The sequence below is a fragment of the Paraburkholderia sp. BR10882 genome, assembly GCF_040948855.1.
Taxonomy (GTDB): domain Bacteria; phylum Pseudomonadota; class Gammaproteobacteria; order Burkholderiales; family Burkholderiaceae; genus Paraburkholderia; species Paraburkholderia nodosa_A.
The window spans coordinates 22,164-44,695 of sequence record NZ_JBFPKP010000011.1 but is presented as its reverse complement, the minus strand read 5'-3'; the positions used below and the strand labels follow the sequence as shown (position 1 = coordinate 44,695).

At 66.7% G+C, this 22,532-nt stretch carries 23 protein-coding genes; 14 read left to right on the top strand and 9 right to left on the bottom strand.

Features of this window, described 5'->3' with window-relative positions:
* Window positions 1-142: 142 nt before the first annotated feature.
* The 3 genes from pxpA to pxpB are packed head-to-tail and all read right to left on the bottom strand — an operon-like array spanning window position 143 to window position 2,666.
* Window positions 143-898: a 5-oxoprolinase subunit PxpA gene (gene pxpA / locus AB3X99_RS25555; RefSeq protein ID WP_069264272.1), complete on the bottom strand. Its 756-nt coding sequence runs from the start codon at window positions 896-898 to the stop codon at window positions 143-145.
* 44 nt (window positions 899-942) lie between these two features.
* Window positions 943-2,010, bottom strand: a complete 1,068-nt coding sequence (locus AB3X99_RS25550) for a biotin-dependent carboxyltransferase family protein (RefSeq protein ID WP_368618515.1) — start codon at window positions 2,008-2,010, stop codon at window positions 943-945.
* A complete protein-coding gene (gene pxpB, locus AB3X99_RS25545; protein ID WP_069264268.1) occupies window positions 2,007-2,666 on the bottom strand; it encodes a 5-oxoprolinase subunit PxpB in 660 nt (219 codons plus the stop codon). Before pxpB ends, AB3X99_RS25550 begins: the two co-directional genes overlap by 4 nt.
* Before the next feature lie 215 nt (window positions 2,667-2,881).
* Between pxpB and AB3X99_RS25540 the strand changes: the two genes are divergently transcribed.
* Entirely contained in the window at window positions 2,882-3,394 is a 513-nt protein-coding gene (locus AB3X99_RS25540; protein ID WP_028212076.1) for a winged helix DNA-binding protein, read from the top strand.
* A gap of 22 nt (window positions 3,395-3,416) precedes the next feature.
* On the opposite strand, the gene AB3X99_RS25535 is transcribed toward AB3X99_RS25540, so the two are convergent.
* Window positions 3,417-4,043, bottom strand: a complete 627-nt coding sequence (locus tag AB3X99_RS25535) for a 5-formyltetrahydrofolate cyclo-ligase (RefSeq protein WP_342949257.1) — start codon at window positions 4,041-4,043, stop codon at window positions 3,417-3,419.
* An 8-nt stretch (window positions 4,044-4,051) separates the two neighbouring features.
* On the opposite strand from AB3X99_RS25535, the gene AB3X99_RS25530 reads away from it, so the two are divergent.
* The 4 genes from AB3X99_RS25530 (at window position 4,052) to AB3X99_RS25515 (ending at window position 9,072) form a co-directional block, all read left to right on the top strand.
* Window positions 4,052-6,025 carry a transglycosylase SLT domain-containing protein gene (locus tag AB3X99_RS25530; protein ID WP_368606131.1) on the top strand — a complete coding sequence of 658 codons (1,974 nt, stop codon included), beginning with the start codon at window positions 4,052-4,054 and terminating at the stop codon, window positions 6,023-6,025.
* Window positions 6,026-6,172: 147 nt separating this feature from the next.
* Window positions 6,173-7,129: a complex I NDUFA9 subunit family protein gene (locus AB3X99_RS25525; RefSeq protein ID WP_342949226.1), complete on the top strand. Its 957-nt coding sequence runs from the start codon at window positions 6,173-6,175 to the stop codon at window positions 7,127-7,129.
* 54 nt (window positions 7,130-7,183) lie between these two features.
* On the top strand, window positions 7,184-7,834 hold the full coding sequence (locus AB3X99_RS25520) for a glutathione S-transferase family protein (protein ID WP_368618514.1): 651 nt from the start codon (window positions 7,184-7,186) through the stop codon (window positions 7,832-7,834).
* Window positions 7,831-9,072, top strand: coding sequence for a multifunctional CCA addition/repair protein (locus tag AB3X99_RS25515; protein ID WP_368618513.1), 1,242 nt, complete (start codon window positions 7,831-7,833; stop codon window positions 9,070-9,072). Before AB3X99_RS25520 ends, AB3X99_RS25515 begins: the two co-directional genes overlap by 4 nt.
* A 16-nt stretch (window positions 9,073-9,088) precedes the next feature.
* Here AB3X99_RS25515 and AB3X99_RS25510 read toward each other — a convergent pair whose 3' ends face one another.
* Window positions 9,089-9,283 (bottom strand): DUF2905 domain-containing protein, encoded by a 195-nt coding sequence (locus tag AB3X99_RS25510; protein ID WP_158758829.1) that lies wholly within the window; start codon window positions 9,281-9,283, stop codon window positions 9,089-9,091.
* An 18-nt stretch (window positions 9,284-9,301) separates the two neighbouring features.
* Window positions 9,302-10,504 (bottom strand): class I SAM-dependent methyltransferase, encoded by a 1,203-nt coding sequence (locus AB3X99_RS25505; protein ID WP_069264700.1) that lies wholly within the window; start codon window positions 10,502-10,504, stop codon window positions 9,302-9,304.
* A 52-nt stretch (window positions 10,505-10,556) separates the two neighbouring features.
* Between AB3X99_RS25505 and AB3X99_RS25500 the strand changes: the two genes are divergently transcribed.
* The 6 genes from AB3X99_RS25500 to AB3X99_RS25475 all read left to right on the top strand — a co-directional run bounded on the left by AB3X99_RS25500 (window position 10,557) and on the right by AB3X99_RS25475 (window position 17,448).
* Entirely contained in the window at window positions 10,557-11,375 is an 819-nt protein-coding gene (locus tag AB3X99_RS25500; protein ID WP_069264255.1) for an SDR family oxidoreductase, read from the top strand.
* Window positions 11,376-11,578: 203 nt separating this feature from the next.
* Window positions 11,579-11,974 carry a dihydroneopterin aldolase gene (locus tag AB3X99_RS25495; protein ID WP_069264253.1) on the top strand — a complete coding sequence of 132 codons (396 nt, stop codon included), beginning with the start codon at window positions 11,579-11,581 and terminating at the stop codon, window positions 11,972-11,974.
* A 3-nt stretch (window positions 11,975-11,977) separates the two neighbouring features.
* On the top strand, window positions 11,978-12,949 hold the full coding sequence (ttcA, locus tag AB3X99_RS25490; protein WP_368618512.1) for a tRNA 2-thiocytidine(32) synthetase TtcA: 972 nt from the start codon (window positions 11,978-11,980) through the stop codon (window positions 12,947-12,949).
* Window positions 12,950-13,146: 197 nt separating this feature from the next.
* Window positions 13,147-14,508, top strand: coding sequence for a bifunctional UDP-N-acetylglucosamine diphosphorylase/glucosamine-1-phosphate N-acetyltransferase GlmU (gene glmU / locus AB3X99_RS25485; protein WP_368618511.1), 1,362 nt, complete (start codon window positions 13,147-13,149; stop codon window positions 14,506-14,508).
* Window positions 14,509-14,585: 77 nt separating this feature from the next.
* Window positions 14,586-16,412 (top strand): glutamine--fructose-6-phosphate transaminase (isomerizing), encoded by a 1,827-nt coding sequence (glmS, locus tag AB3X99_RS25480; protein ID WP_368618510.1) that lies wholly within the window; start codon window positions 14,586-14,588, stop codon window positions 16,410-16,412.
* A gap of 268 nt (window positions 16,413-16,680) precedes the next feature.
* Window positions 16,681-17,448, top strand: coding sequence for a Sir2 family NAD-dependent protein deacetylase (locus AB3X99_RS25475; RefSeq protein WP_342949232.1), 768 nt, complete (start codon window positions 16,681-16,683; stop codon window positions 17,446-17,448).
* Between the two features lie 530 nt (window positions 17,449-17,978).
* Here the strand turns inward: AB3X99_RS25475 and AB3X99_RS25470 are convergent.
* Window positions 17,979-18,944, bottom strand: coding sequence for a DMT family transporter (locus tag AB3X99_RS25470; RefSeq protein ID WP_141710658.1), 966 nt, complete (start codon window positions 18,942-18,944; stop codon window positions 17,979-17,981).
* A 314-nt stretch (window positions 18,945-19,258) separates the two neighbouring features.
* Here AB3X99_RS25470 and AB3X99_RS25465 point away from each other — a divergent pair, with 314 nt between their 5' ends.
* Window positions 19,259-19,480 carry a hypothetical protein gene (locus AB3X99_RS25465; protein ID WP_028203426.1) on the top strand — a complete coding sequence of 74 codons (222 nt, stop codon included), beginning with the start codon at window positions 19,259-19,261 and terminating at the stop codon, window positions 19,478-19,480.
* 72 nt (window positions 19,481-19,552) lie between these two features.
* On the opposite strand, the gene AB3X99_RS25460 is transcribed toward AB3X99_RS25465, so the two are convergent.
* Both AB3X99_RS25460 and AB3X99_RS25455 read right to left on the bottom strand, forming a co-directional pair.
* The gene (locus tag AB3X99_RS25460) at window positions 19,553-19,837 is read right to left on the bottom strand and encodes a hypothetical protein (RefSeq protein ID WP_069264245.1); all 285 of its coding nucleotides are present in this window, start codon (window positions 19,835-19,837) and stop codon (window positions 19,553-19,555) included.
* Between the two features lie 117 nt (window positions 19,838-19,954).
* Window positions 19,955-20,773 (bottom strand): Mut7-C RNAse domain-containing protein, encoded by an 819-nt coding sequence (locus AB3X99_RS25455; RefSeq protein WP_069264244.1) that lies wholly within the window; start codon window positions 20,771-20,773, stop codon window positions 19,955-19,957.
* 138 nt (window positions 20,774-20,911) lie between these two features.
* Here AB3X99_RS25455 and AB3X99_RS25450 point away from each other — a divergent pair, with 138 nt between their 5' ends.
* On the top strand, window positions 20,912-21,784 hold the full coding sequence (locus AB3X99_RS25450; RefSeq protein ID WP_069264243.1) for an NAD(P)-dependent oxidoreductase: 873 nt from the start codon (window positions 20,912-20,914) through the stop codon (window positions 21,782-21,784).
* A 263-nt stretch (window positions 21,785-22,047) separates the two neighbouring features.
* Complete coding sequence (locus AB3X99_RS25445) at window positions 22,048-22,413, top strand: response regulator (RefSeq protein WP_368618509.1); 366 nt, start codon at window positions 22,048-22,050, stop codon at window positions 22,411-22,413.
* Window positions 22,414-22,532 lie beyond the last annotated feature (119 nt).

Sequence of the window (22,532 nt, the reverse complement as noted above, 5' to 3'; positions counted from 1 at the left end):
GCACAACTACGAACCTGCTCGGTACAACTACGCCTGGCAAGCTTGCGCTGCCGGGGGTTTGCCTTGTGAAAACCTTCGGTGATACGTCTCTAGCGGCGCGCGGCGCATGCCGCGCGCTTTGCTGCGTTCGAACGCGCGTGGGTCAAACTTCGCCGGCCCCCGCCGCGCGCACGCCGATGCCTGCGTCGTCCAGCGCCGTGCGGATGCGCCGCGCGAACGCGAGCGCGTGCGGGCCGTCGCCGTGCAGGCAAATGGTCTGCGCGTTCAGCGGCACCCAGGCGCCGTTTACGGCCTGCACGCGCTGCTCGCGGATCATCGCGAGCGTGCGCGCAAGCACGGTGTCTTCGTCGTCGAGCAACGCGCCCGGCTCGCTGCGCGGCACGAGCGAGCCGTCCGCGCGATAGCCGCGGTCGGCGAACACTTCCTCGATCGCGACGAGCCCCGCCTCGCGCGCCGCCGTCACGAGGCCGCTGCCCGCGAGCGCGAACACCGTCACGGACGGATCGAAGTCGTGCACGGCCGAGACGATGGCCTCGGCGATCTGCGGGTCACGCGCGGCCTGGTTGTAGAGGGCGCCGTGCGGCTTCACGTGGGCGATGCGGCCGCCTTCGGCCTGGGCGATGGCGGAGAGGGCGCCGAGCTGATACAGCACGCCCGCGTAGATTTCCTCGGGCGGCAGGTTCATCTCCTTGCGGCCGAAGTTCTCGGGGTCGTTGAAGCTCGGATGCGCGCCGATCGACACGCCTTTCTCCACGGCCCAGCGCACGCATTCGCGCATGGCGTTGGCGCCGCCCGCGTGCCAGCCGCACGCGATGTTGGCGGAGCTCACGAGGTCGAGCAGCGCCTCGTCGGAGCCGCAGCCTTCGCCGAGATCGGCGTTCAGATCGATGGTGGTCATGATGGGTTCCTCTTACTGCCTGTCTTACCGATGGTGCTTGAAAATCACGCGCTCGCGGCCGCGTTCGCGCGGCGGTTCGCAAGGCGTTCGTCGTGCATGGCGATCGCGGTGTCGATCTGCCGCAAATACGCCCGTTCCTCTTCCAGCGCCGCGCGCGCGGCGGCCGGCGTCGCTTCCACGAAACGCACGCCACCGGTGAGCCGCACCTGGGCGAGCTTCCACCAGTCGGCGCGAATCACGGAGCCGATCTTCGGGTAGCCGCCCGTGGTCTGCGCGTCGGCCATCAGCACGATGGGCTGGCCGCTCGGCGGCACCTGGATCGTGCCGGGCAGCACCGCGTGCGACAACAGATCCACGCCGTTCGCGCGCACGAGCGGCGTGCCCGTGAGCCGAAAGCCCATGCGATTGCTGTTGGGCGTGATCTGCCATTCGTCGGACCAGAGCGCGCGCCGCGCCTCGGGTGTGAAGCTGTCGTACTCGGGGCCGCGCAGCACGCGCACGGGCACGGCCCAGGCCATGCCGTCCGGATGGCGTCCGCGCCGGTGATGCGGCTCGTCCGCGAGCGCGAAGTTGCACCACACGGGCGCCTTCACGCCGAAGGCCGGCGCGCCCGGGTCGAGCGCAGCGCGCTCGCGGCCCGGCGCGAACGAGGCGCCCGTGGCGAGACGGTCGCCGTCCTTGAGCGCGCGACCTGCGAGGCCGCCGAAGCCCGCCGCGAGGTCGGTGCTGCGCGAGCCGAGCATGGGCAGCACGTCGACGCCGCCGGCCACGCACACATAGGCGCGCATGCCGCGCTTCGCGCCGTTCAGCACGAGTTCCTCGCCGGCGGCCACGGGCAGGCTCCACCACGACCAGACCGGGCGCCCGCCGAGCGTCGCGCCGAAGTCGGTGCCGGTAATGGCGATGCGGGTGGCGCGCGCGAAGCGCAGCGCGACGGGGCCGAAGGTGATTTCCACGCCGGCGGCGTCGGGCCGGTTGCCGACGAGACGGTTGCCCACCTCGAGTGCGAGCGTGTCGAGCGCGCCGCCGGTGGCGACGCCCAGATGCCGGTAGCCGGGGCGGCCGAGATCCTGGACCGTGGTGAGCAGGCCCGCGCGCAATACTTCGATCATGCGTGGAGCTCCGCGATGGTGAAACGCACGCGGTCGCCTGGCATGAGCAGCGAAGGCGGATTGCGCGAAGGGTCGAACAACTTCGCGGCGGTGCGGCCGATCAGTTGCCAGCCGCCTGGCGAGGCGGCCGGATAAATGCCCGTCTGCTCGCCGCCGATGCCCACCGATCCGGCGGGGACGGCCAGGCGCGGCTCGCGGCGGCGCGGCGTGTGCAGCGCGGGTTCGAGACCGCCGAGATAGGCGAAACCGGGCTGAAAGCCGAGGAAGAACACCGTGTAGACACCCGCGGCATGGCGCGCGGCGACGTCGGCGGCGGCGAGCGCGCAATGCTGCGCGACCGCTTCGAGATCGGGGCCGTCTTCGCCGCCGTAGACCACGGGTATCTCGACTTCACGGCCTGCCGCGCTCGCGTCTTCGGCCTCGCGCCATGCGTCGCGCAGCGCGAGCGCGAGCGCCGCGGCGTCGGCCGAGAGCGGATCGAAGGTGATCGTCAGGTTGTTCATGCCGGGCACCACTTCGCGCACCGGCGCCCAGCCGCGCGCCAGCGCGGCGACGGCCCAGACGCGGCGCTGGACCTCGAGCGTGGCGGGCGGCGGCGCTTCGCAGACGAGCGCTTCGTCACCGAGAGGAAAAATGCGAGGGTCAGAATTCGGCATGTTGGATCGATCAAGGGACGGTTCGACCGGTCGGAAATAAGCGCACGAAAGATGCACAGGCGGTGCCGGTGCCATTCCTTCCTAGCGTACATTGTCGATAAATTATCTACAAATTATCAATAAGCGTTTTCGCCAGGCGCACGGCAGTCGCGCTGCAATTACACTCACGCCACGCCGCTTTGCCTTTTCTAACACCGACTACCGGGTTATCTGCCATGTCGCGCCAGCCGACCAAGATCGTTTCGTCCGAACATCTCGTCTCCGAGTCGAGCGCCGAGCTTTCCGAATTCGAGTACGCGCTCATCATGGCGAGCAATGCGTTCAACCGCTGGATGGTGCGCTGCATGTCGGCGGCGGGCGTGAAGGACATGACGCCGATCGAGGTGTCGCTGCTCCATCACGTCGGCCATCGCGAGCGGCGCAAGAAGCTCGCGGATATCTGCTTCGTGCTCAACATCGAGGACACGCACGTGGCCACGTATGCGTTGAAGAAGCTCGTCTCAAGAGGGTATGTAAAAAGCGAAAAGACCGGCAAGGAAGTCTTCTTTTCGGTCACGCCGGAAGGCCAGGCGCTGTGCCTGCGCTATCGCGACGTGCGCGAGAGCTGCCTCATCGCGACGCTCAAGGAAAGCGGCCTCACGAATCAGCAGATCGGCGATGCCGCGCAACTCATGCGCAATGCGTCGGGGCTCTATGACACGGCCGCGCGCGCGGCGGCTTCGCTCTGAGCGATCAAGGCGCGTTCAGCGTTCAACGTTCACGTGAACGTTGGCAAAGGTGCGTGGCGGCTTCCGTCACCACGGCGTCGAGCGGCAGGTCGTGCGCCTCGCGCGCAAGCACGCCGTCGTCGATGCGGCATGCTTCATACGCAATGCCAACCGTGACGGGCAACGCAACGCCCGGCCAGGCGGCCAGCGTGCGGTCGTAGTAGCCGCCGCCGTAACCGAGGCGATAGCCGTCGCGATCGAAACCCACGCAGGGCACGAAAAGAAGATCAGGCACGATCACTTCCTGCGATTGCGGCTCGAGGATCCCGTGATGGCCTTCGCACATCGGAGCATCGGGCGTCCAGGCGTGAAAGACGAGTGGCGTATGGCGCTCGGGAATGGCGGGGAGGGCGGCGCGGCGTGACGCATCGGCGGCGAGCCAGGCGGTGATCCAGGCGCGCGCATCGAACTCGCCGCGCAAGGGCCAGTAGAACCCGATCGAACGCGGCGAAAATTGCGCGACGAGCGCATCGAGACGAGCCGCGAGTGCCGCACCGATTGCCACGTCGGAAGCCGCCTCAATTCGCCGAGGAAGCAGCCTTGCACGCCAGTCCTTTTTGGATTCCGTGTGAGGGTTGCGTGCTATGCTTGGGTTCACCTCGCGCTCCAGAAATAACGATGTCCAAACGCCTTGTCCGAGTATATCGCGTGGTCGGTCTCGCACTGACTGCCGCGGCGCTCGTAGCATGCAGCACGGCGGACGCCGTGCGCCCCGTCGCACTGCCCATAGGCGCAGTCCTTTCCAACGACGATCAGACTTTCATCCAGCTTCGCGAAGCCGCGCGCAACAACGATCCCGCGCGCGCCGCGCAACTCGCTGCGATGATTCCCGACTACCCGGCGCCGTCGTACCTCGAATACTTCCAGCTCAAGCCGCAGCTGTTCGATTCGCAGGGCCATGCGCGCATCGACGCGCCCGACGCGCCGGTGCTGTCGTTCCTGCAGCGCTACGACGGTCAGGCGATCGCCGACCGCATGCGCAACGACTATCTGACCGTGCTCGGCGCGCGCCACGACTGGACGAATTTCGACCAGCAATATTCGCGCTTCGTGCTCAACGACGACACGCAGGTGAAGTGCTACGCGCTGGAGTCGCGCGCGGCGCGCGGCGAGAACGTCGCGAACGACGCGCGTGCGCTGCTCACCGAGCCGCGCTATTACGGCGACGGCTGCGTCGATCTCATCACCGCGCTTGCCATCAAAGGCCAGTTCTCGAGCGACGACGTGTGGCAGCAGATCCGCCTCGCCTACGAGCAGAACCAGACCTCGACCGGCGCGAAGCTGCTCGACGGCCTTTCGCAGCGCCCCGACCCGACCGCGTTCAGCCAGGCCGTGAGCACGCCGCCGCTCACGCTCGCGCAAGGCGTCACCGCCGACCCGCAATCGCACCAGCTCGCGCTGCTCGCCGTCACCGTGATGGCGGCCAACGATCCGGCCATGGCAGCGGCCACCTTCGCCACTGTCGCACCGCAGCTCAGTTCGCCGGAGCGCGCGACAGGCTGGGGCACGATCGGCTATCAAGGGGCGTTGAAGCGCCTGCCCGCTTCGCTCGGCTGGTACCGCCTCTCGGCCAATGCGCCTCTCTCGAACCCGGCTTACGAATGGCGTACGCGCGCCGCGCTGCTGGGCGGCGACTGGACCATGGTGCGCTGGTCGATCGAACAGATGCCGGCCGCGCTGCGCGCGCAGCCGTCGTGGGTGTACTGGCACGCACGCGCGCTCAAACAGGCCGGCGAAACGGGCGCAGCGAACCAGGAATTCGCGTCGATTTCGCAGGGCTATCACTTCTACGGCCAGCTCGCCACCGAAGAACTCGGCCAGAAGATCACCATCCCGCCGAAGACCACGGTGAGCGACGCCGAGATCGCCCAGGCTGCGCAAACGCCGGGCTTCGCGCTCGCGCAGCGCTTCTATGCGCTGAATCTGCGGCTCGAAGGCAATCGCGAATGGAACTGGCCGCTGCGCGGCATGAGCGACCGGCAGCTGCTCGCCGTCGCCGAATACGCGAAACGCATCCAGTTGCTCGACCGCACTGTCAACACGGCCGACCGCACGCAAACGGAGCACGACTTCTCGCTGCGCTATCTCGCGCCGTTCCGCGACGTCGTGGAGCGCGACGCGCAAACGAGCGGCCTCGACGTCGAATGGGCCTACGGCCTGATTCGCCAGGAATCGCGTTTCATTCTCAATGCGAAATCGGGCGTGGGGGCGAGCGGCCTCATGCAGATCATGCCGGCCACGGCGCAGATGGTGGCGAAGAAGATCGGCCTCGGGCCCCTGTCGCGCGACCAGCTCAACGATCTCGACACCAATATCCTGCTCGGAACGAATTATTTGTCGATGATCTACAATCAGTTCGACGGCTCCGCCGTGCTCGCCACCGCGGGCTACAACGCCGGGCCGGGCCGCCCGCGCGCATGGCGCCAGACTTTGCAGGGCGGCGTCGAGGGCGCCATCTTCGCGGAAACCATTCCGTTCCAGGAAACCCGCGATTACGTGAAAAACGTGTTGTCGAACACGGTCTACTATGCGGCGCTGTTCGAGGGCCGTCCGCAATCGCTGAAGGCGCGTCTCGGCTATATCTCGCCGTAAGCGCCGGGCCGTTGGACCGCGCCGCTTCCCTTCATACGGAAACGCGCACGGCAGACGGCACGCTGCGTGCTCCGTCTTCTGACTGGCGCGCCGCGGGACGAACCGGACCTCGTACGCGGCGGCGCCGCCTGCCCGAGGAGGTCGAAGATGCGACATCAAGCCATTGCGGTCATCGGCGGTTCGGGATTCATCGGCAGCCATCTCGTCAACGCGCTCGTCGAGGCGGGCAAGGACGTGCGCGTCGCCACCCGACGCCGCTACAACGCCCGCCATCTCACCCTGCTGCCCGTCGACGTGATCGAGGCCGATGTGTCCGATCCGGTCGCGCTCGCGGCGTTCGTCGAAAATGCGGACGCGGTCATCAATCTCGTCGGCACGCTCAACGGCGGGCGCGGCGATCCCTACGGCCCGGGCTTCGCGAAGCTGCACGTCGACTTGCCCACGAAGATCGTCGCCGCCTGCGAGGGCAAGGGCGTCCATCGCCTGATCCACGTGAGCGCCCTCGGCGCCGACCCGCGCGGGCCGAGCATGTACCTGCGCTCCAAGGGCGACGGCGAGAAAGCCGTGCACGCGGCCCCGGCGCTCGCTACGACCATCTTCCGGCCTTCCGTCGTGTTCGGTCCCGAGGACACCTTCCTCAACCGTTTCGCGCTCCTGCAGCGGCTCTTCCCGATGATTCCGCTCGCTATGCCCGACGCGAAGTTCCAGCCGGTGTTCGTGGGCGATGTGTCGAAGGCGATCGTCAACGTGCTCGATCTCGACGCCGCGAGCGGGCACACTTACGAACTCGGCGGCCCGACGGTCTACACGCTCGAACAGTTGCTGCAGTATTGCGGCGAAGTGGTGGGTCGGCACGCGCGCATCGTGCGGCTGCCCGACGCGTTCGGCCGCCTGCAGGCGCTCTCGTTCGAAATGGCGCCGGGCGTGCCGGTGCTCACGCGCGATAATCTCGATTCGATGAAGGTGGACAGCGTGCTGACCGGGCCGCTCGCCCCCGAGCTCGATATCGAGCCCGCGAGCATCGAGACGATCGCGCCGCTCTATCTCGCCGACGCCTCGCTGCGTTCGCGGCTGAACATCTTTCGCGCCAGTGCCGGCCGATAGCCCAACGCGGACTCTCAGCCGGCGCTTATTCAACTCACAACGGTCATTGGAACAATGAAGCTCGTACTCGGAGACAAGAACTATTCGTCGTGGTCGATGCGTCCGTGGGTGCTGCTCAAGCACTTCGGCATTGCGTTCGAGGAGGTGTTGATCGAGCTCGACGAGCCGGCCACCAGGTCGTCGATCCTCGCGTTCTCGGCCTCGGGCAAGGTGCCGTGCCTCGTTGGCGACGACGGCTTTGCCGTGTGGGATTCGCTCGCGATTGCCGAGACGCTCGCCGAGCGCTTCCCGCAGCACGCGCTGTGGCCGCGCGACGCGAACGCGCGCGCCCGCGCGCGCAGTGTGAGCGCGGAGATGCATTCGGGCTTCGGCGAAGTGCGCAACCACATGCCGATGAACATCCGCAAGGTGAAGCCGGGCGCCGGCGCGACGCCGGGTGCGCTCGCCGACGTCGCGCGCATCGACGCGCTCTGGCGCGAGTGTCTCGCCGCGAGCGGCGGGCCGTTCCTGTTCGGCGAGTTCAGCATTGCCGACGCGATGTACGCGCCGGTCGTCATGCGCTTCAACAGCTACCAGCCGAAGCTCTCGCCCGAAGCGGCGGCGTACGCACAGCGCGTGAGCGCACTGCCGGCGGTGACCGAGTGGGTCGAGGCGGCGCGCCGCGAAACGCACATCGTCCAGGACGACGAGCGCGACGACGAATGAAGATCTATGTCGTAGGCGGCGCGATCCGCGACGAGATGCTCGGGCTGCCCGTGCGCGACCGCGACTATGTCGTGGTGGGCGCGACGCCCGAGCAGATGGCCGCGCAGGGCTATCGTCCGGTGGGCAAGGACTTCCCGGTCTTTCTGCATCCCGAAACGCACGCGGAGTACGCGCTTGCGCGCACCGAGCGCAAGACGGCGGCCGGCTATCACGGCTTCCAGTTTTTCTACGCGCCTGACGTGACGCTCGAGGAAGATCTCGCGCGGCGCGACCTCACCATCAACGCGATGGCGCGCGAAGTGCAGCCGGGCGGCGTGCTCACTGGGGAGGTCGTCGATCCGTTCGGCGGCGCGCGCGATCTCGAGGCGCGCGTGTTCCGCCACGTGAGCGACGCGTTTCTCGAAGACCCCGTGCGCATTCTTCGTATCGCGCGCTTTGCCGCGCGATTCGCCGATTTCACCGTCGCGCCCGAAACGCTCGAACTCATGCGCGAGATGGTCGCTTCGGGCGAAGTCGATTCACTCGTGCCTGAGCGCGTCTGGCAGGAAATCGCCCGCGGTCTCATGGAAGCGAAGCCGTCGCGCATGTTCGAGGTGCTGCGCGATTGCGGCGCGCTCGCGCGCGTGCTGCCCGAGGTCGACGCGCTGTGGGGCGTACCGCAGCGCGCCGACTATCACCCGGAGATCGACACCGGCGTGCATGTGATGATGGTGATCGACCATGCGGCCGCGCAGGGCTACACGCTGCCGGTGCGCTTCGCGGCGCTCACGCACGATCTCGGCAAGGGCACGACGCCCGAGGACGTGCTGCCGCGTCACATCGGCCACGAAGGGCGCAGCGTCGACCTGCTCAAACCGCTGTGCGACCGTCTGCGCGTGCCCAACGACTGCCGCGAGCTGGCGGTGCTGGTCGCGCGCGAGCACGGCAACGTGCATCGCGTGATGGCGATGGGCGCGGCGGCGCTCGTGCGCATGCTCGAACGTTGCGACGCGCTGCGCAAACCCGCGCGTTTCGCCGAGGCGTTGCAGGCCTGCGAGGCCGATTTGCGCGGTCGGCTGAACTGGGAGAACGCGCCTTATCCGCAGGCGGAGCGCCTGCGGATCGCGCTCGTGGCTGCGCGCGGCGTCGATGCGGGGGCGATTGCGCGCTCGATCGAACGCGGCGGCGCCGAGAAGATCAAGGAAGCGGTGCACGAGGCGCGCGTGGCGGCGGTGGAAGCCGCGCTCGCTACGGCTTGACCGGTCGAGCGCGCGTTCAGAGCACGCGCACGAGAAACGAAAGCGCCATCGAAAGCACGAGCGTCGACATGAACGGCAGCGGATATTCGCGGCCGAAAATGCGCAGCGTGATGTCGCCCGGCAGCCGCCCGATGCCGAGCTTTCTGAGCCAGGGCTGGGCGCTCGAGAGAATCGCCACGGCGATGAAGGTGGTGAGAAACCAGCGGATCATGGTCGCGTGGCGTGAGCGTCAGAGTGTGTGGCTGCGGTCGCCGCGCGCAAACGCCGCGATGGTCTCGTCGATGCCGCGCGAAAACGCGATCACCTTGAACAGCTCGCCCATCTCGCTTTCCGATACGAGTTTCTGCACCGCGTTCGCGGCGGGCAGAAAGCGCTGCGCGTCGTGCGGATCGATCTCGCTCAGCACGTCGGTAATGCCCGCGTTCATCAGAAAGCGCGCCTGTGTGGTATAGCCGAGCAGGTCCGCGCCCGCTTCGACGCCCGCTTCGGCAATGCCCGTGAATTCCACGTGCGCGGTGATGTCCTGCAAACCGGGATAGAGGAACGGGTCGCCATGCGCGCGGTGCCGGTAGTGGCACATCAGCGTGCCTTGCGCGCGCTGCGCATGGTAGTACTCGTGGCGCGGAAAGCCATAGTCGATGAAGAACGCCGCGCCGCGCTGGAGCATCGCGCAAACCGTGCGCGTGAAGGCGAGTGCGGCTTCGTGCGTTTCGGTCACGTAGTCTTCGCTGCCTTCCACGCCTGCGAGCGCGCTCTCGGGCCAGTTGGCATCGCGCCCGGAGTTCGCCGGCTGATCGGAAAAGACGAAGGCGCCTTCTGCGTTTGCGCTCACGCCGCGCTCGTGCCAGACGGCGTCCTTGCGCGAGAAGAGGCGCACCGGCATGGCGTCGAGCACCTCGTTGCCGATCACCACGCCTTCGAACTGCGCGGGCAGCGCATCGAGCCACGTCACGCGACTCAGCAGTGCCGGCGCGAGCTGCACGATGGTCTTGCGCTGGCGCTCGCGCAACTCGCCCGACAGATCGACGATGGCGTAGGAGTCGAACGCCACGCCTGCTGCGTCGAGTGCGAGCATCAGACCCGCCGCGAGGCGGCCCGTGCCCGCACCGAATTCCATCAGACGGTGCGTGCCGCTGGCGGCGAGCGCTTCGCCCACGGCGCGCGCGAGCGTCGCGGCAAAGAGCGGCGAAAGCTCGGGCGCGGTCACGAAGTCGCTGCCGTCGCCGGCAAAGAGGCCGAATTTGCGTGCGCCGCCGCCGTAGTAGCCGAGTCCCGGCGCATAGAGTGCGCGCTCCATGTAGCGGTCGAACGGGAGCCACCCGCCCGCCGCGGCGATCTCGGCGCGCAACGTGGCCGCGAGCGCCTCGGACTGCGCGAGCGCGATCGGCTCGGGAACAGGTAAACTATCGGGTTCGTGAGCTTTCGGATTCATCCCGGCATTGTAAATGAGCGCAACTCCCGGCATCCGCCCGGCTGACGCCGACATGAGTGCATCCGACAACGGATCGCGCCCCGATTTTGGCGTAGCGGCGCCCGTCGTGCTGGTCACGGGCGGAGCACGCCGTATTGGCCGCGAGTTCTCGCTCGGCTTTGCGCAGCGCGGCTGGGACGTCGCGGTCCATTACGGCGAGTCGCGCGAGGCCGCCGACGAAGTCGTCGCGCAGATCGCGGCGCTGGGCCGCCGGGCTGTGGCGCTGCACGCCGACCTCGGCGACGAAGCCCAGGTGGCGCGGCTCGTGCCGGACTGCGTTGCGGCGCTCGGTCGTCCGGCGTGCGTGCTCAACAATGCCTCGCGCTTCGACGAGGACACGGCGCAGGATGTGGGCTACGCGAAGCTGCTGCAGCTGATGGCGATCAACGTGGGCGCGCCGCTCGTGCTCTCGCGCATGCTGTACGAGGCAACGCCCGAAGCGGCGGCGGACGACGAGACGCTGCGCCCATGTGTGATCAACGTGCTCGACCAGAAGCTGTACAACATGAATCCCGACTATCTGTCGTACACGCTGACGAAGGCCGCGCTGCAGAACGCCACTGTCGCGCTTGCCCAGGCACTCGCGCCGAAGGTGAGGGTGGTCGGGCTCGCGCCCGGCCTGACGCTGCAGTCGGGCGACCAGACGCCGGCGAGCTTCGCCGCCGCGCACCAGGTTACGCCGCTCAAGCGCGCGTCGCGGCCCGCCGATCTCGTGGAAGCGGCGCTGTATCTGGCGCGGGCGACCGGCGTGACCGGCACGACGCTCGTCGTGGACGGCGGCCAGCACCTCCTGCCGCTGCCCCGCGACGTGATGTTTTTGACGGGCGGCTGACGCCCGAACGTGGATTGCATCTAGTTTTGCAACTAAATGCACAGCCCGCTGCCAGCAGAACGGCGAGCCAGCGGTGCTGACGAAGACAAAGGAATGCAAGCCGCCGCGCACGAGCGGTTTTGCAGACCGGCTGAACGACCCGCCGGGCGCGCCGCGCCGGCATACGTGCGAGAGAACGCACGCTTTTATCGACTGGAACCCGTATGTCCACCGTTTTGCTTCACCCCCGGCTCGCCGATTGCCGCCGGCTCTTCCTGCGCGACTACGAAGTGCACATCAACATCGGGGTGCATGAGTTCGAGAAGCGCGGCGAACAGCGCGTCATCATCAATGTCGACCTGTTCGTGCCGCTTGCTTCGACCACGCCGCAAGAGGACAAGCTGCGCGAAGTCGTCGACTACGACTTCATGCGCTCGACCGTCGCCGAACGCGTGGGCAAAGGCCATATCCATCTGCAGGAGACGCTCTGCGACGATCTCGCCGCGGCGCTGCTTTCGCACGAACTCGTGCGCGCGGTGCGCGTTTCGACCGAGAAGCCCGACGTTTATCCGGACTGCGACGCGGTGGGCGTCGAGGTCTTTCGCATCAAAGAGGACTGATTCATGAACGCCCCCGAAACGCTACCCGTTGGCGAGGACGCCGCGACCGAAGAGACGGGCCGCCAGGTGCTCACGCGCCGCGAGCAGAAGGAAGCCTACGAGAACAACAAGCTGTTCAAGCGCATCGTGCGTCAGGTCGGCCAGGCGATCGGCGACTACAAGATGATCGAGAACGGCGACAAGGTCATGGTTTGCCTGTCGGGCGGCAAGGACAGTTACGCGATGCTCGACGTGCTGCTGCGCCTGCGCGAGCGCGCGCCGATCGACTTCGACATCGTGGCCGTGAACCTCGACCAGAAGCAGCCGGGCTTCCCGGAGCACGTGCTGCCCGAATATCTCGACAAGGTAGGCGTGCCGTACCACATCGAGAACCAGGACACGTACAGCATCGTCAAGCGCCTCGTACCCGAGGGCAAGACGACCTGCTCGCTGTGCTCGCGCCTGCGTCGCGGCATTCTGTACCGCGTGGCGGGCGAACTGGGCGCGACCAAGATCGCGCTCGGCCATCATCGCGATGACATTCTCCAGACGCTGCTGCTGAACCTGTTCTACGGCGGCAAGCTCAAGGGCATGCCGCCCAAGCTGCAGTCCGACGACGGCAAGAACGTCGTGATCCGGCCGCTTGCCTATGTGAAGGAAACCGATCTCGAGAAGTACGCGGTGCTGCGCGAATTCCCGATCATTCCATGCAACCTGTGCGGCAGCCAGCCGAACCTGAAGCGCGCGGAGATGAAGGCGCTGATCCGCGAGTGGGACAAGCGCTTCCCGGGCCGCGTGGAGAACATGTTCAACGCGCTAGGCAACGTCGTGCCGTCGCATCTCATGGACGCGAACCTGTTCAACTTCGCGGACCTGCGCGCGACGGGCGTGGCCGACCCGGCCGGCGACATCGCGTTCGACGAAGAGCCGTGCTCGACCGACCCGGCGCCCACGGAAGGCACGGCGATCAAGTTCACGCCGTTCGACGATCTTTGAGCCTTACCTCAGATCGTCTCTGTGGTTCTGAAACGCTCCGACCCCGCATCGGAGCGTTTTTACTTTCGCCTGTCGATCCGAAGAAAAGCAGTTGTAAAACAATGTTTTTCGGGGCACGAGAGCCCGGCCGGCCGGCGTGTCGGGGATATCCCGCATGCTAAAATCGGCCGCTTCATCCTCATTCAGTCACTGATGCAATGAACATCGTGATCCTCGCGGCAGGCATGGGCAAACGCATGCACTCCGCGCTGCCGAAAGTGCTCCATCCGCTCGCCGGCAAGCCGCTCCTCTCGCACGTCATCGATACCGCCCGCACGCTGTCGCCCACCCGGCTCGTCGTCGTGGTCGGCCATGGCGGCGAGGCCGTGCGCGAAGCCGTCGGCGCGCCCGACGTCCAGTTCGCGCTGCAGGCGCAGCAGCTCGGCACGGGCCACGCGCTCGCGCAGGCGCTGCCGCTGCTCGACGCGAACGTGCCCACGCTCGTGCTCTACGGCGACGTACCGCTCACGCGCGCTTCCACGCTCGAGCGTCTCGTCGACACCGCTGGCGAGAACGGCTACGGCATCCTCACCGTCACGCTCGACGACCCGACCGGTTACGGCCGCATCGTGCGCGACGCGGCAGGCAAGGTCGAGCGCATCGTCGAGCAGAAGGACGCGAACGAGGCGCAGCGCAAGATCGCCGAGATCAACACGGGCATCGTCGTGACGCCGACCGCGCCGCTCGCGGGATGGCTCGCCGCGCTGAAGAACGACAACGCGCAGGGCGAGTACTACCTCACCGACGTGGTCGAAGCCGCAATCGCCGCCGGTCACCCGGCCGTGACCGCGCAGCCCGACGACGAATGGGAAACGCTCGGCGTGAACAGCAAGCAGCAGCTCGCCGAACTCGAGCGCGTGCATCAGCGCAACGTGGCCGAGGCGCTGCTCGTGGCGGGCGTGACGCTCGCGGACCCCGCGCGCATCGACGTGCGCGGCTCGCTTCACTGCGGGCGCGACGTGTTCATCGACGTGAACTGCGTATTCGAAGGCGAGGTGACGCTGGCGGACAACGTGAGCGTGGGCCCGAACTGCGTGATTCGCAGCGCGTCGCTCGGAGCGGGCACGCGCGTGGACGCCTACACGCATATCGAAAACGCGGCTGTCGGCGCGAACGCGGTGCTCGGGCCGTATGCGCGTCTGCGTCCCGGCGCGAAGCTCGCCGATGAAGTTCACGTGGGCAACTTCGTCGAGGTGAAGAACGCGAACATCGGCGTGGGCTCGAAGGCGAATCACCTGAGCTACGTGGGCGACGCCGATGTCGGCGCGGGCGTGAACATCGGCGCGGGCACCATCACCTGCAATTACGACGGCGCGAACAAGCACCGCACAATCATCGAGGACAACGTGTTCGTGGGCTCGGATACGCAGCTCGTCGCGCCCGTGCGCGTGGGCCGCGGCGTGACGATCGCGGCGGGCACGACGGTGTGGAAGGACGTGCCGGAAGCCACGCTCGTGCTCAACGAAAAAACGCAGATCGCGAAAACCGGCTACGTTCGGCCGGTGAAGAAAAAGAACTGAACGGTTGAATTGCGGGCACCGCCTGTCGCACGACAAGCGCGCGGCGCCCACGCCTCTCATTGCAAAGGATCGAATCCATGTGCGGCATCGTTGGCGCGGTTGCGCTTCGTAACATCGTTCCCGTCCTGATCGAAGGACTGCGGCGGCTCGAATATCGCGGCTACGACTCGTGCGGCGTGGCCGTCGTGACGACCGACGGCCCGCAGCGCGTGCGCAGCGTGGCGCGCGTGGCCGAGCTCGACGAGCAGGTGCGCGAGTCGCACTTCGAAGGCGTGACCGGTATCGCGCACACGCGCTGGGCCACGCACGGTGCGCCCACGGTGAACAATGCGCACCCGATCTTCTCGCGCGACACGCTCGCGATCGTGCACAACGGCATCATCGAGAACTACGAGTCGCTGCGCGAAATGCTGCGCGCGAAGGGCTACGAATTCGTTTCGCAGACCGACACCGAAGTCATCGCCCATCTGATTCACAGCCTGTATCAGGGCGACCTGTTTGCCGCCGTGCGCGCAGCCGTGCAGCAACTCGCGGGCGCGTATGCGATCGGCGTGGTGCACAAGAGCCAGCCGCATACGGTGGTCGGCGCGCGCGCCGGGTCGCCGCTCGTGGTGGGCTATGGCAAGGGTGAGAATTTCATCGCGTCGGACGGGCTCGCCATCGCGGGCAGCGCCGAGCACATCAGCTATCTGGAAGAGGGCGATGTGTGCGAGATCACGCTGGAAGGCGTGCGCATCGCCGATCGCGCGGGCAATATCGTGACGCGCGAAGTGCGCGACGTGCAGGCCTATGGCGCGTATGGCGGCGCGGTCGATCTCGGCCCGTATCGCCACTACATGCAGAAGGAAATCTTCGAGCAGCCGCGCGCGATCTCCGACACGATTCCCGCCACCGACGCCTTCACGCCCGAACTCTTCGGCGAGAACGCGGGCGAGGTGTTCAAGGGCATCGACAGCATCCTGATTCTCGCGTGCGGCACGAGCTATTACGCGGGCCTCACGGCGAAGTACTGGCTCGAGTCGATCGCGAAGATCCGCACCGATGTCGAGATCGCGAGCGAATACCGCTATCGCGAGTCGGTGCCGAATCCGCGCGCGCTCGTCGTGACGATCTCGCAGTCGGGCGAAACCGCGGACACGCTCGCCGCGCTCAAGCACGCGCAGTCGCTCGGCATGGCGCACACGCTCGCCGTGTGCAACGTGGCGACGAGCGCGATGGTGCGGCTCACCGCGCTCAAGTTCCTCACGCACGCAGGGCGCGAGATCGGCGTCGCGTCGACGAAGGCGTTCACCACGCAGCTCGTCGGCCTTTTCATTCTCGCCGTCACGCTCGGCAAGCTGCGCGGCCATGTGAATGCCGAACAGGAAAGCGCGCACCTGAAACTGCTGCGCCATCTGCCGGCCGCGCTCAACGGCGTGCTCGCGCTGGAGCCGCAGATCATCGCGTGGTCCGAAGAATTCGCGCGCAAGGAAAACGCCTTGTTCCTCGGGCGCGGGCTGCATTACCCGATCGCGCTCGAAGGCGCGCTCAAGCTCAAGGAAATCTCGTACATCCACGCCGAGGCGTATCCGGCCGGCGAGCTCAAGCACGGGCCGCTTGCGCTCGTGACCGAGGCGATGCCCGTGGTGACGGTCGCGCCCAACGACGCGCTGCTCGAGAAGCTCAAGTCGAACATGCAGGAAGTGCGCGCGCGCGGCGGCCAGCTGTACGTGTTCGCCGACGCCGATACGCACATCACGAGCGAAGACGGCATCCACGTGATCCGCATGCCGGAGCACTACGGGCTGCTGTCACCGATCCTGCACGTCGTGCCGCTGCAACTGCTCGCGTATCACACGGCGTGCGTGCGCGGCACCGATGTGGACAAGCCGCGTAACCTCGCGAAATCGGTGACGGTGGAGTGAGGTTGTTCGCGCACTGATCGCGCCTGTTGAAAAAAGGGATGCCATAGCGGCATCCCTTTTTTATTGGCCGATCGCGGCAGAAGGCGTTGAGAGGCCTCTCAAGCGGCTGCCGCGACCCGGCGCGTGGTCAGGGGTGATCAGACGCCCTGCGCCGGTTCTGGGGGCGCACAGCGCGCTCATCGGGACCATGCGCCTGTCCGCCATGGCGAACCTCTGCCGAAACGCCGCTGGACGGTCATAATGTCGCCGTTCGATCAAGGAGGCGAAAGTGGCAAACGTGGCGCAATCCCGGCAACCGGGGCAGTCCGGCAGACTCCCCCGCCTGTTCGTGTTTTCCGGTGCGGGACTGTCTGCGGAAAGCGGCATTTCGACGTTCCGCACCGGCGACGGCATCTGGTCCCATGCGAGCATCGACGAGGTCTGCAATTACCTCACGTGGCGCCGCAACCGGCCCGCGGTGTTCCGTTTCTACAACCAGCGCATCGCCGAATGCGGCGACGCGCGCCCGAACGCCGCCCACGAACGGCTCGCGAAGTGGCAGGACGCCTGGGGCACGGAGCGCGTGCATCTCGTCACGCAGAACATCGACGACATGCTCGAGCAGGCCGGCGCGCGCCAGGTGACGCATCTGCACGGCGACATGATTTCGCTGCTGTGCACCGATTGCGACTATCGGTTTCCCGTGTCCGGCCGCGCGCTCGATCCGCAAGCGGCCTGTCCGTCCTGCGGGCAGGTGGAGGGCGTGAAGCCCGGTGTAGTGTTTTTCAACGAGGCCGCGCCCGAGTACGAGACGCTCTGGCGCATTCAGAGCGACATGACGCCGGACGATCTCTTCATCGCCGTGGGGACGGCGTTCGAGGTGATCCCGCCCGAGCGGCTTCTGCCGCCTGCGCGTTGCGGGCATTACGCGCGCAATTTCCTCGTCGATCCGGCGCCACAGCGCACGGAATGCTTTGGCGTCGTCGAGGCCAAGCCCGCGACCATCGGTTTGCTCGATCTCGAGCCGACGATCGAGCGGATGATGGCGGGCGTTTAGCCCCAAGGTGTTCCTCACGCGATGCATTCGGCAAGGGCGTGCCTCCTCGGGGCACGCCTTTTTTCATTGCGCATGCGTGGGACACTTGAACACAGCATGGAATGACTTTGCGCGAATGCGCAGCACGCGAGCGCAGCGAGCGTCGGTATATCCCCATAGTCTTTTCAGTATTTATATTTATAAGTAGTAGCAGTTAACAAGTCCTGGCATTAACTGTGGACAACACGAAAATTGCCTGTCGGCTCATACCGATGCAAAACGGATAGCCATGCGGACAAAGCTTGTACGCGTTGCGAGCTGCTGGGATAACTTTTCAGGCCGCAACGCCAGGCGCGTGGTTATCAAGAAGTGGTCCACAGGTCGTTCGCCAGGTCGTCCCCAGGTTGTCCAGAGGTGGGCGTGGATAACCTGGTTCGGCGCGACGCAATTACGCGTTATCCACACGAAAAAAATGGCGTCACTCGAAAGCGACGCCATTTGTCGAAATAGTGCGGAGCGCGAGATCAACGCCAGAAAATCATGGCGCGTTTTTACGCCGTTTCGGCAGGTTGCGCAGCGGCGCGCTGCTTCGCGAGCATGCGCGCTTGCCAGGCCGGCAGGAGCTGGCAGGCGAGCAGGCCGGCGAGCATGAGCGCGCAGCCGGCGAGTGCGCGCGGCGTGAGCGTTTCGCCGAGTGCGGCCCAGCCCGCGAGCGCGGCGAACACGCCTTCCATGCTGAAGATCACGGCGGCGTGCGCGGGCGCGGCGTCGCGCTGCGCGACGACCTGCAGCGTATAACCGATGCCTACCGAAAGCGCGCCGCCATAAAGGATGGTGGGCGCGGCGCGCACGATGTCGGCCGCGCGCAGCGGTTCGCACGCGAGCCCGATCGCGAGGCACACCACGCCGCAGGCGACGAACTGCACGATCGAAAGCGCGAGCGGATCGTGGCGCGGCGCGTAGTGGCCCACGAGCATGACCTGGATCGAGATCACGAGCGCGCAGCCGAGCTGGTACCAGTCGCCGTACATCACCGAAAAGTGCTCGTTGATGCTGAGGAAGTAGAGCCCAACCGCGGCGAGCGCGGCGCCGAGCCATGTGCCGACGCCGGTGCGATGGCGCAGCAGCACGCCGAGCATCGGCACGATCACGACATAGAGCGAACTGATGAAGCCGGCGTTGGCGATCTTCGTGTAGCCGAGTCCGATCTGCTGAAGCGAGATGGCGACGGCCAGCACGAGGCCGAGCACGGTGCCCGAGCGCAGCAGCGCGCCGTTGAACAGCGCCGGCGCCGCCGTGTTGCCGCGTTCCGCAGCGCCGCGCCCGCTGGTGCGGCGGCGTGCGAGCAGAAAGACCGAAACGACGCCGGCGCCCAGCAGGAAGCGCAGGCCGGTGAACAGGAATGGGCCGATGGCGTCGAGGCTCAGGCGCTGGGCGACGAACGCCGAGCCCCAGATCAGGGCGGCGGTCAGCATCAGGAGATTGGCGCGCAGGTGGCGGCGGGAGGCGGATTGCAAGCGGAGATCTCTTTTCGCGGGGAACTGTCAATCTGGCCCGAATTCACTTGGAGCAGGCCAATTCAGCGTATTACGTGAAAAAACAACGAACATCCGGAAAACGGACGCGTAAAGGCCGATCGTATCCGAATTGAAAGGGAATTGTCTCCCGGAAAATACACCCGGCCATTAGCGGATGACAAACGCCCTACGCTGCGTAATACTGCTTCGCGCGAAACGCCCGCCCAGATCGGCAAGCGGATCGTTTTGCGGTTTCACGCTGTTCTAATTCACAACGTGCCGGTCATTATTTGTCAGGTTTTGGGGAACAACAGATGAAAAAGATTCTCGCCTCGCTCATCGCAGCATCGTTCGCACTGGTCACGGCTTCGGCATTCGCACAAGACGCTTCGGCTCCCGCTGCGACCGCACCGGCAGCCAGCGCGCCCGCAAAGGCCAAGAAGCAGCACAAGCAACTCAAGCACCACGGCAAGCGTGCCGCTGTGTCGGAAGGCGCATCGGCCGCCGGTACGGCAGACAAGGGCCAGGCAAACTAAAGCGCCCTTCAGTCGTAAAAAAGCCAGAGCAACTGCTCTGGCTTTTTTTGCGCGTTCGCCGCGGGTGCGAACTCAGGACGCTTCGCGTGCGAGCCCGGCCTCCAGCAATTCCGTCAGCAGGCCGTTCACGCCGCCGGGATGACCCTCGGCGCGCGCCTTCAGCTTCTCGACGAGATCGGCGTTGAGCTTGCACGCGAAGGGCACGAGCCCTTGCGCCTGGTCCAGCTTGCGCTGTTCGCGGCGGTCCAGCGCCGGTTGCGCCGCACCCTTGCCGAAGCGGTCGGGCCCGCTCTTGTGCGTCGCTTGCATCAGTTTCAGTGCCTTGTTCTTCTCAAGGTCGGTTTTCTTCATGGCCATATGTCGTGCTCCGGTGTTGGGCGGTGGCGCGCATTGTACGCAAACGCCCGCGTGCGTCCATCGCGGCGACTGGTCTCGTGAGCGCCATTCAGCCGCATCGAATACCCGTGAATACCACTACGCGTCGCCACCGCGATCCGGTCCCTCATGGCCGTTGTGGCGCTCGAGCCGGTCATGTGCCGCGTGCGCCTCGTTCACGGGGCGCGTGAGGCCGTCGATCAGCGTGCGCATGCGCTGCCAGTGCGAGCCTTCCCAGAACACCCGCCGGCAGACGTCGCAGGTCACGAAGCGCGTCTGCCGGTCGTAGACGCCGGCGGGCACGCGCTCGCGCACCGCGGCTCGCTCGATCGGCCGCAGCGGCGAGTTGCACATGAGGCAGAGGCGGAACGGCCGCGCGCTGGCGGCGAGGTCGAGCCGCTCGAAAATCTCGTGGACCTGGGCGCGCGGCTTGAGCGCGCGCACGTAGCAGCCGTGCGTGATGCTGCGCCGCTTGAGCAGCTCGCGGTCGCGCGTGAGGACGATGCGGTGTTCGGCGGCGGCGAGCGCCTCGATCTCGTCGTCGGGGAAGTGGTTGTCGTAGAGCGTATCGAAACCGGCCAGCCGCAGCAGTTGCGCGAGGCCGCCCAGATGCGCGTCGGCGACGAAGCGCAGTTCGCGCAGCGGCGCGTCGCGCACGCGCAGCAGCGGCCGGATGTCCAGCGCCTCGAACTTCGGGTAGACGGCCACGCGGTCGCCGTCCGCGAGCGCATGGTCGAAACCCACCGATTCGCCGTTCACGAGGATCAGTTCGACCTCCGTGTGCGGCACGCCGAGCGCTTCGATCATGTGCTTCGCCGTGGCGTTGCGCGCGCAGGCGCAACTGAACGCACGCCGGCGCAGCGGCCGCGCAAGAAAGTCGTTCAACTCCTCGTAAAAACGGAAGGTGGCGGTGACCATGCCAAGCAGTATCGCACCGCCCGCCACAGCGCGCGTGCGTTCGCGCGGCGTGAGGGTCCGCCTGCAGCGTGGCCCGTCTTGTGCTGTACTGCACCTTTGCCCCGGGTTTCCCCTCGTTTTTAATCGAAGGAGCAGGCGATGGACATCGGATTTATCGGTCTTGGCGAAATGGGCGGTGCGATGGTCGGCAATCTGCTGAAGGCGGGCCACACGGTGCGCGTGTGGAACCGCACGGCCGCGAAGGCGCAGGCGCTTGCCGACGCGGGCGCGCGCATCGTCGGCACGCCGGGCGAGGCCTTCGCCGGCGACGCCGTGTTCTCGATGCTCGCCGACGACGCCGCGCTACGCGAGGTCATCGACGCGACGCTGCTCGACCATGCGCCACAAGGGCTCGTGCACGTGAACATGGCGACCATCTCTGTCGCACTGGCCGAAGCGCTAGCACAGGCCCATGCCGGGCGTGGCTTGCACTACGTGGCGGCGCCGGTGCTCGGGCGCCCGGACGCCGCGCAGGCGGCGAAGCTCACGATCATGGCGGCAGGCGCGACCGAGGCGATCGACCGCGTGCAGCCGCTGTTCGACGTGATCGGCCAGAAAACGTGGCGCGTGGGTGCTGTGCCGCAGCAGGCGAACGTGATGAAACTCGCCGCGAACTTCATGCTGGCTGCGGCAGTCGAGTCGCTCGGGGAGGCCGCGGCGCTGCTCGACGGCTACGGCGTCGCCATGCGCGACTTCCTCGACGTCGTGACGGGCGGCCCGTTCCCGGGCCCGGTGTATGCGGGCTACGGCGGCATGATCGCGCAGCGGCGCTACGAGCCCGCACTCTTCAAGGCGCGCCTCGGCCTGAAGGACGTGCGGCTCGCGCTGGCCGCGGCCGACGCCACCGCAACGCCGATGCCGCTCGCGAGCGTGCTGCGCGACAGCCTGCTCGAAGCCGTGGCGCACGGCGACGGCGACTCCGATTTCGCCGTGCTCGGCAAGGTGGCCGCGCGGCGCGCGGGCCGCGGTTGACGAGTCTGCGTGAAATGAAGGGCGCAATGAGGCGCGGCGAACGTCCGGGGGTGGTTTGCGATCAAAATCTTCAGACGACCGCGCGGTGACGCACAAAGACCCGGCGTGCGGCTGAGCACAATGTGACGCATCTCGATGGATGGCGACCGGTTTGACGGCGCCGCCCGCGATGTGGGACGGGAACCGATGACGACGACAGGGCACGCACCGGATCCAGCGGGAGATCCGGCTGCGAGGCCATTTTCAGGGTAGGAGAACGGCGGATGGAGACGCGCATCCTGATCGCCGATAACGACGAGAAGTCGCTGGACGGGCTCAGCACCTTGCTGGCCGATCTCGGCTACGGCGTATCTGTGGCACGCACGCTCGATGAGGCGCTCGACCTGGCTGCGCGCGGCGCGCCCGACGTGGCGATCGTGGCGCTTTCGCTCGCGCAGGACGAGCCCGGCGCGATCGTGCGAGCATTGCGCGCGATCAGCGGCGAGCGCGTACCGCTGATGATCGCGCTCGCCGGCTGGGGCGAATCGCGCCACCGCGACGAGGCGCTTACGGCGGGCTTCGACGTGCATCTGGTGCGGCCGGTGGGGCTCGATCAGCTGATGTTTATTTTGTCGATGACAGGACAATGATGGCTGTGTTGTTTTGAAGCAACATTCAGGGTGCGCACTACTTTACATGTTGCATCGCATCACGCTAGTCGATATACTGCTTCTTGTCTCCTCCATGTCTCCTCTGATATGGATTCAGC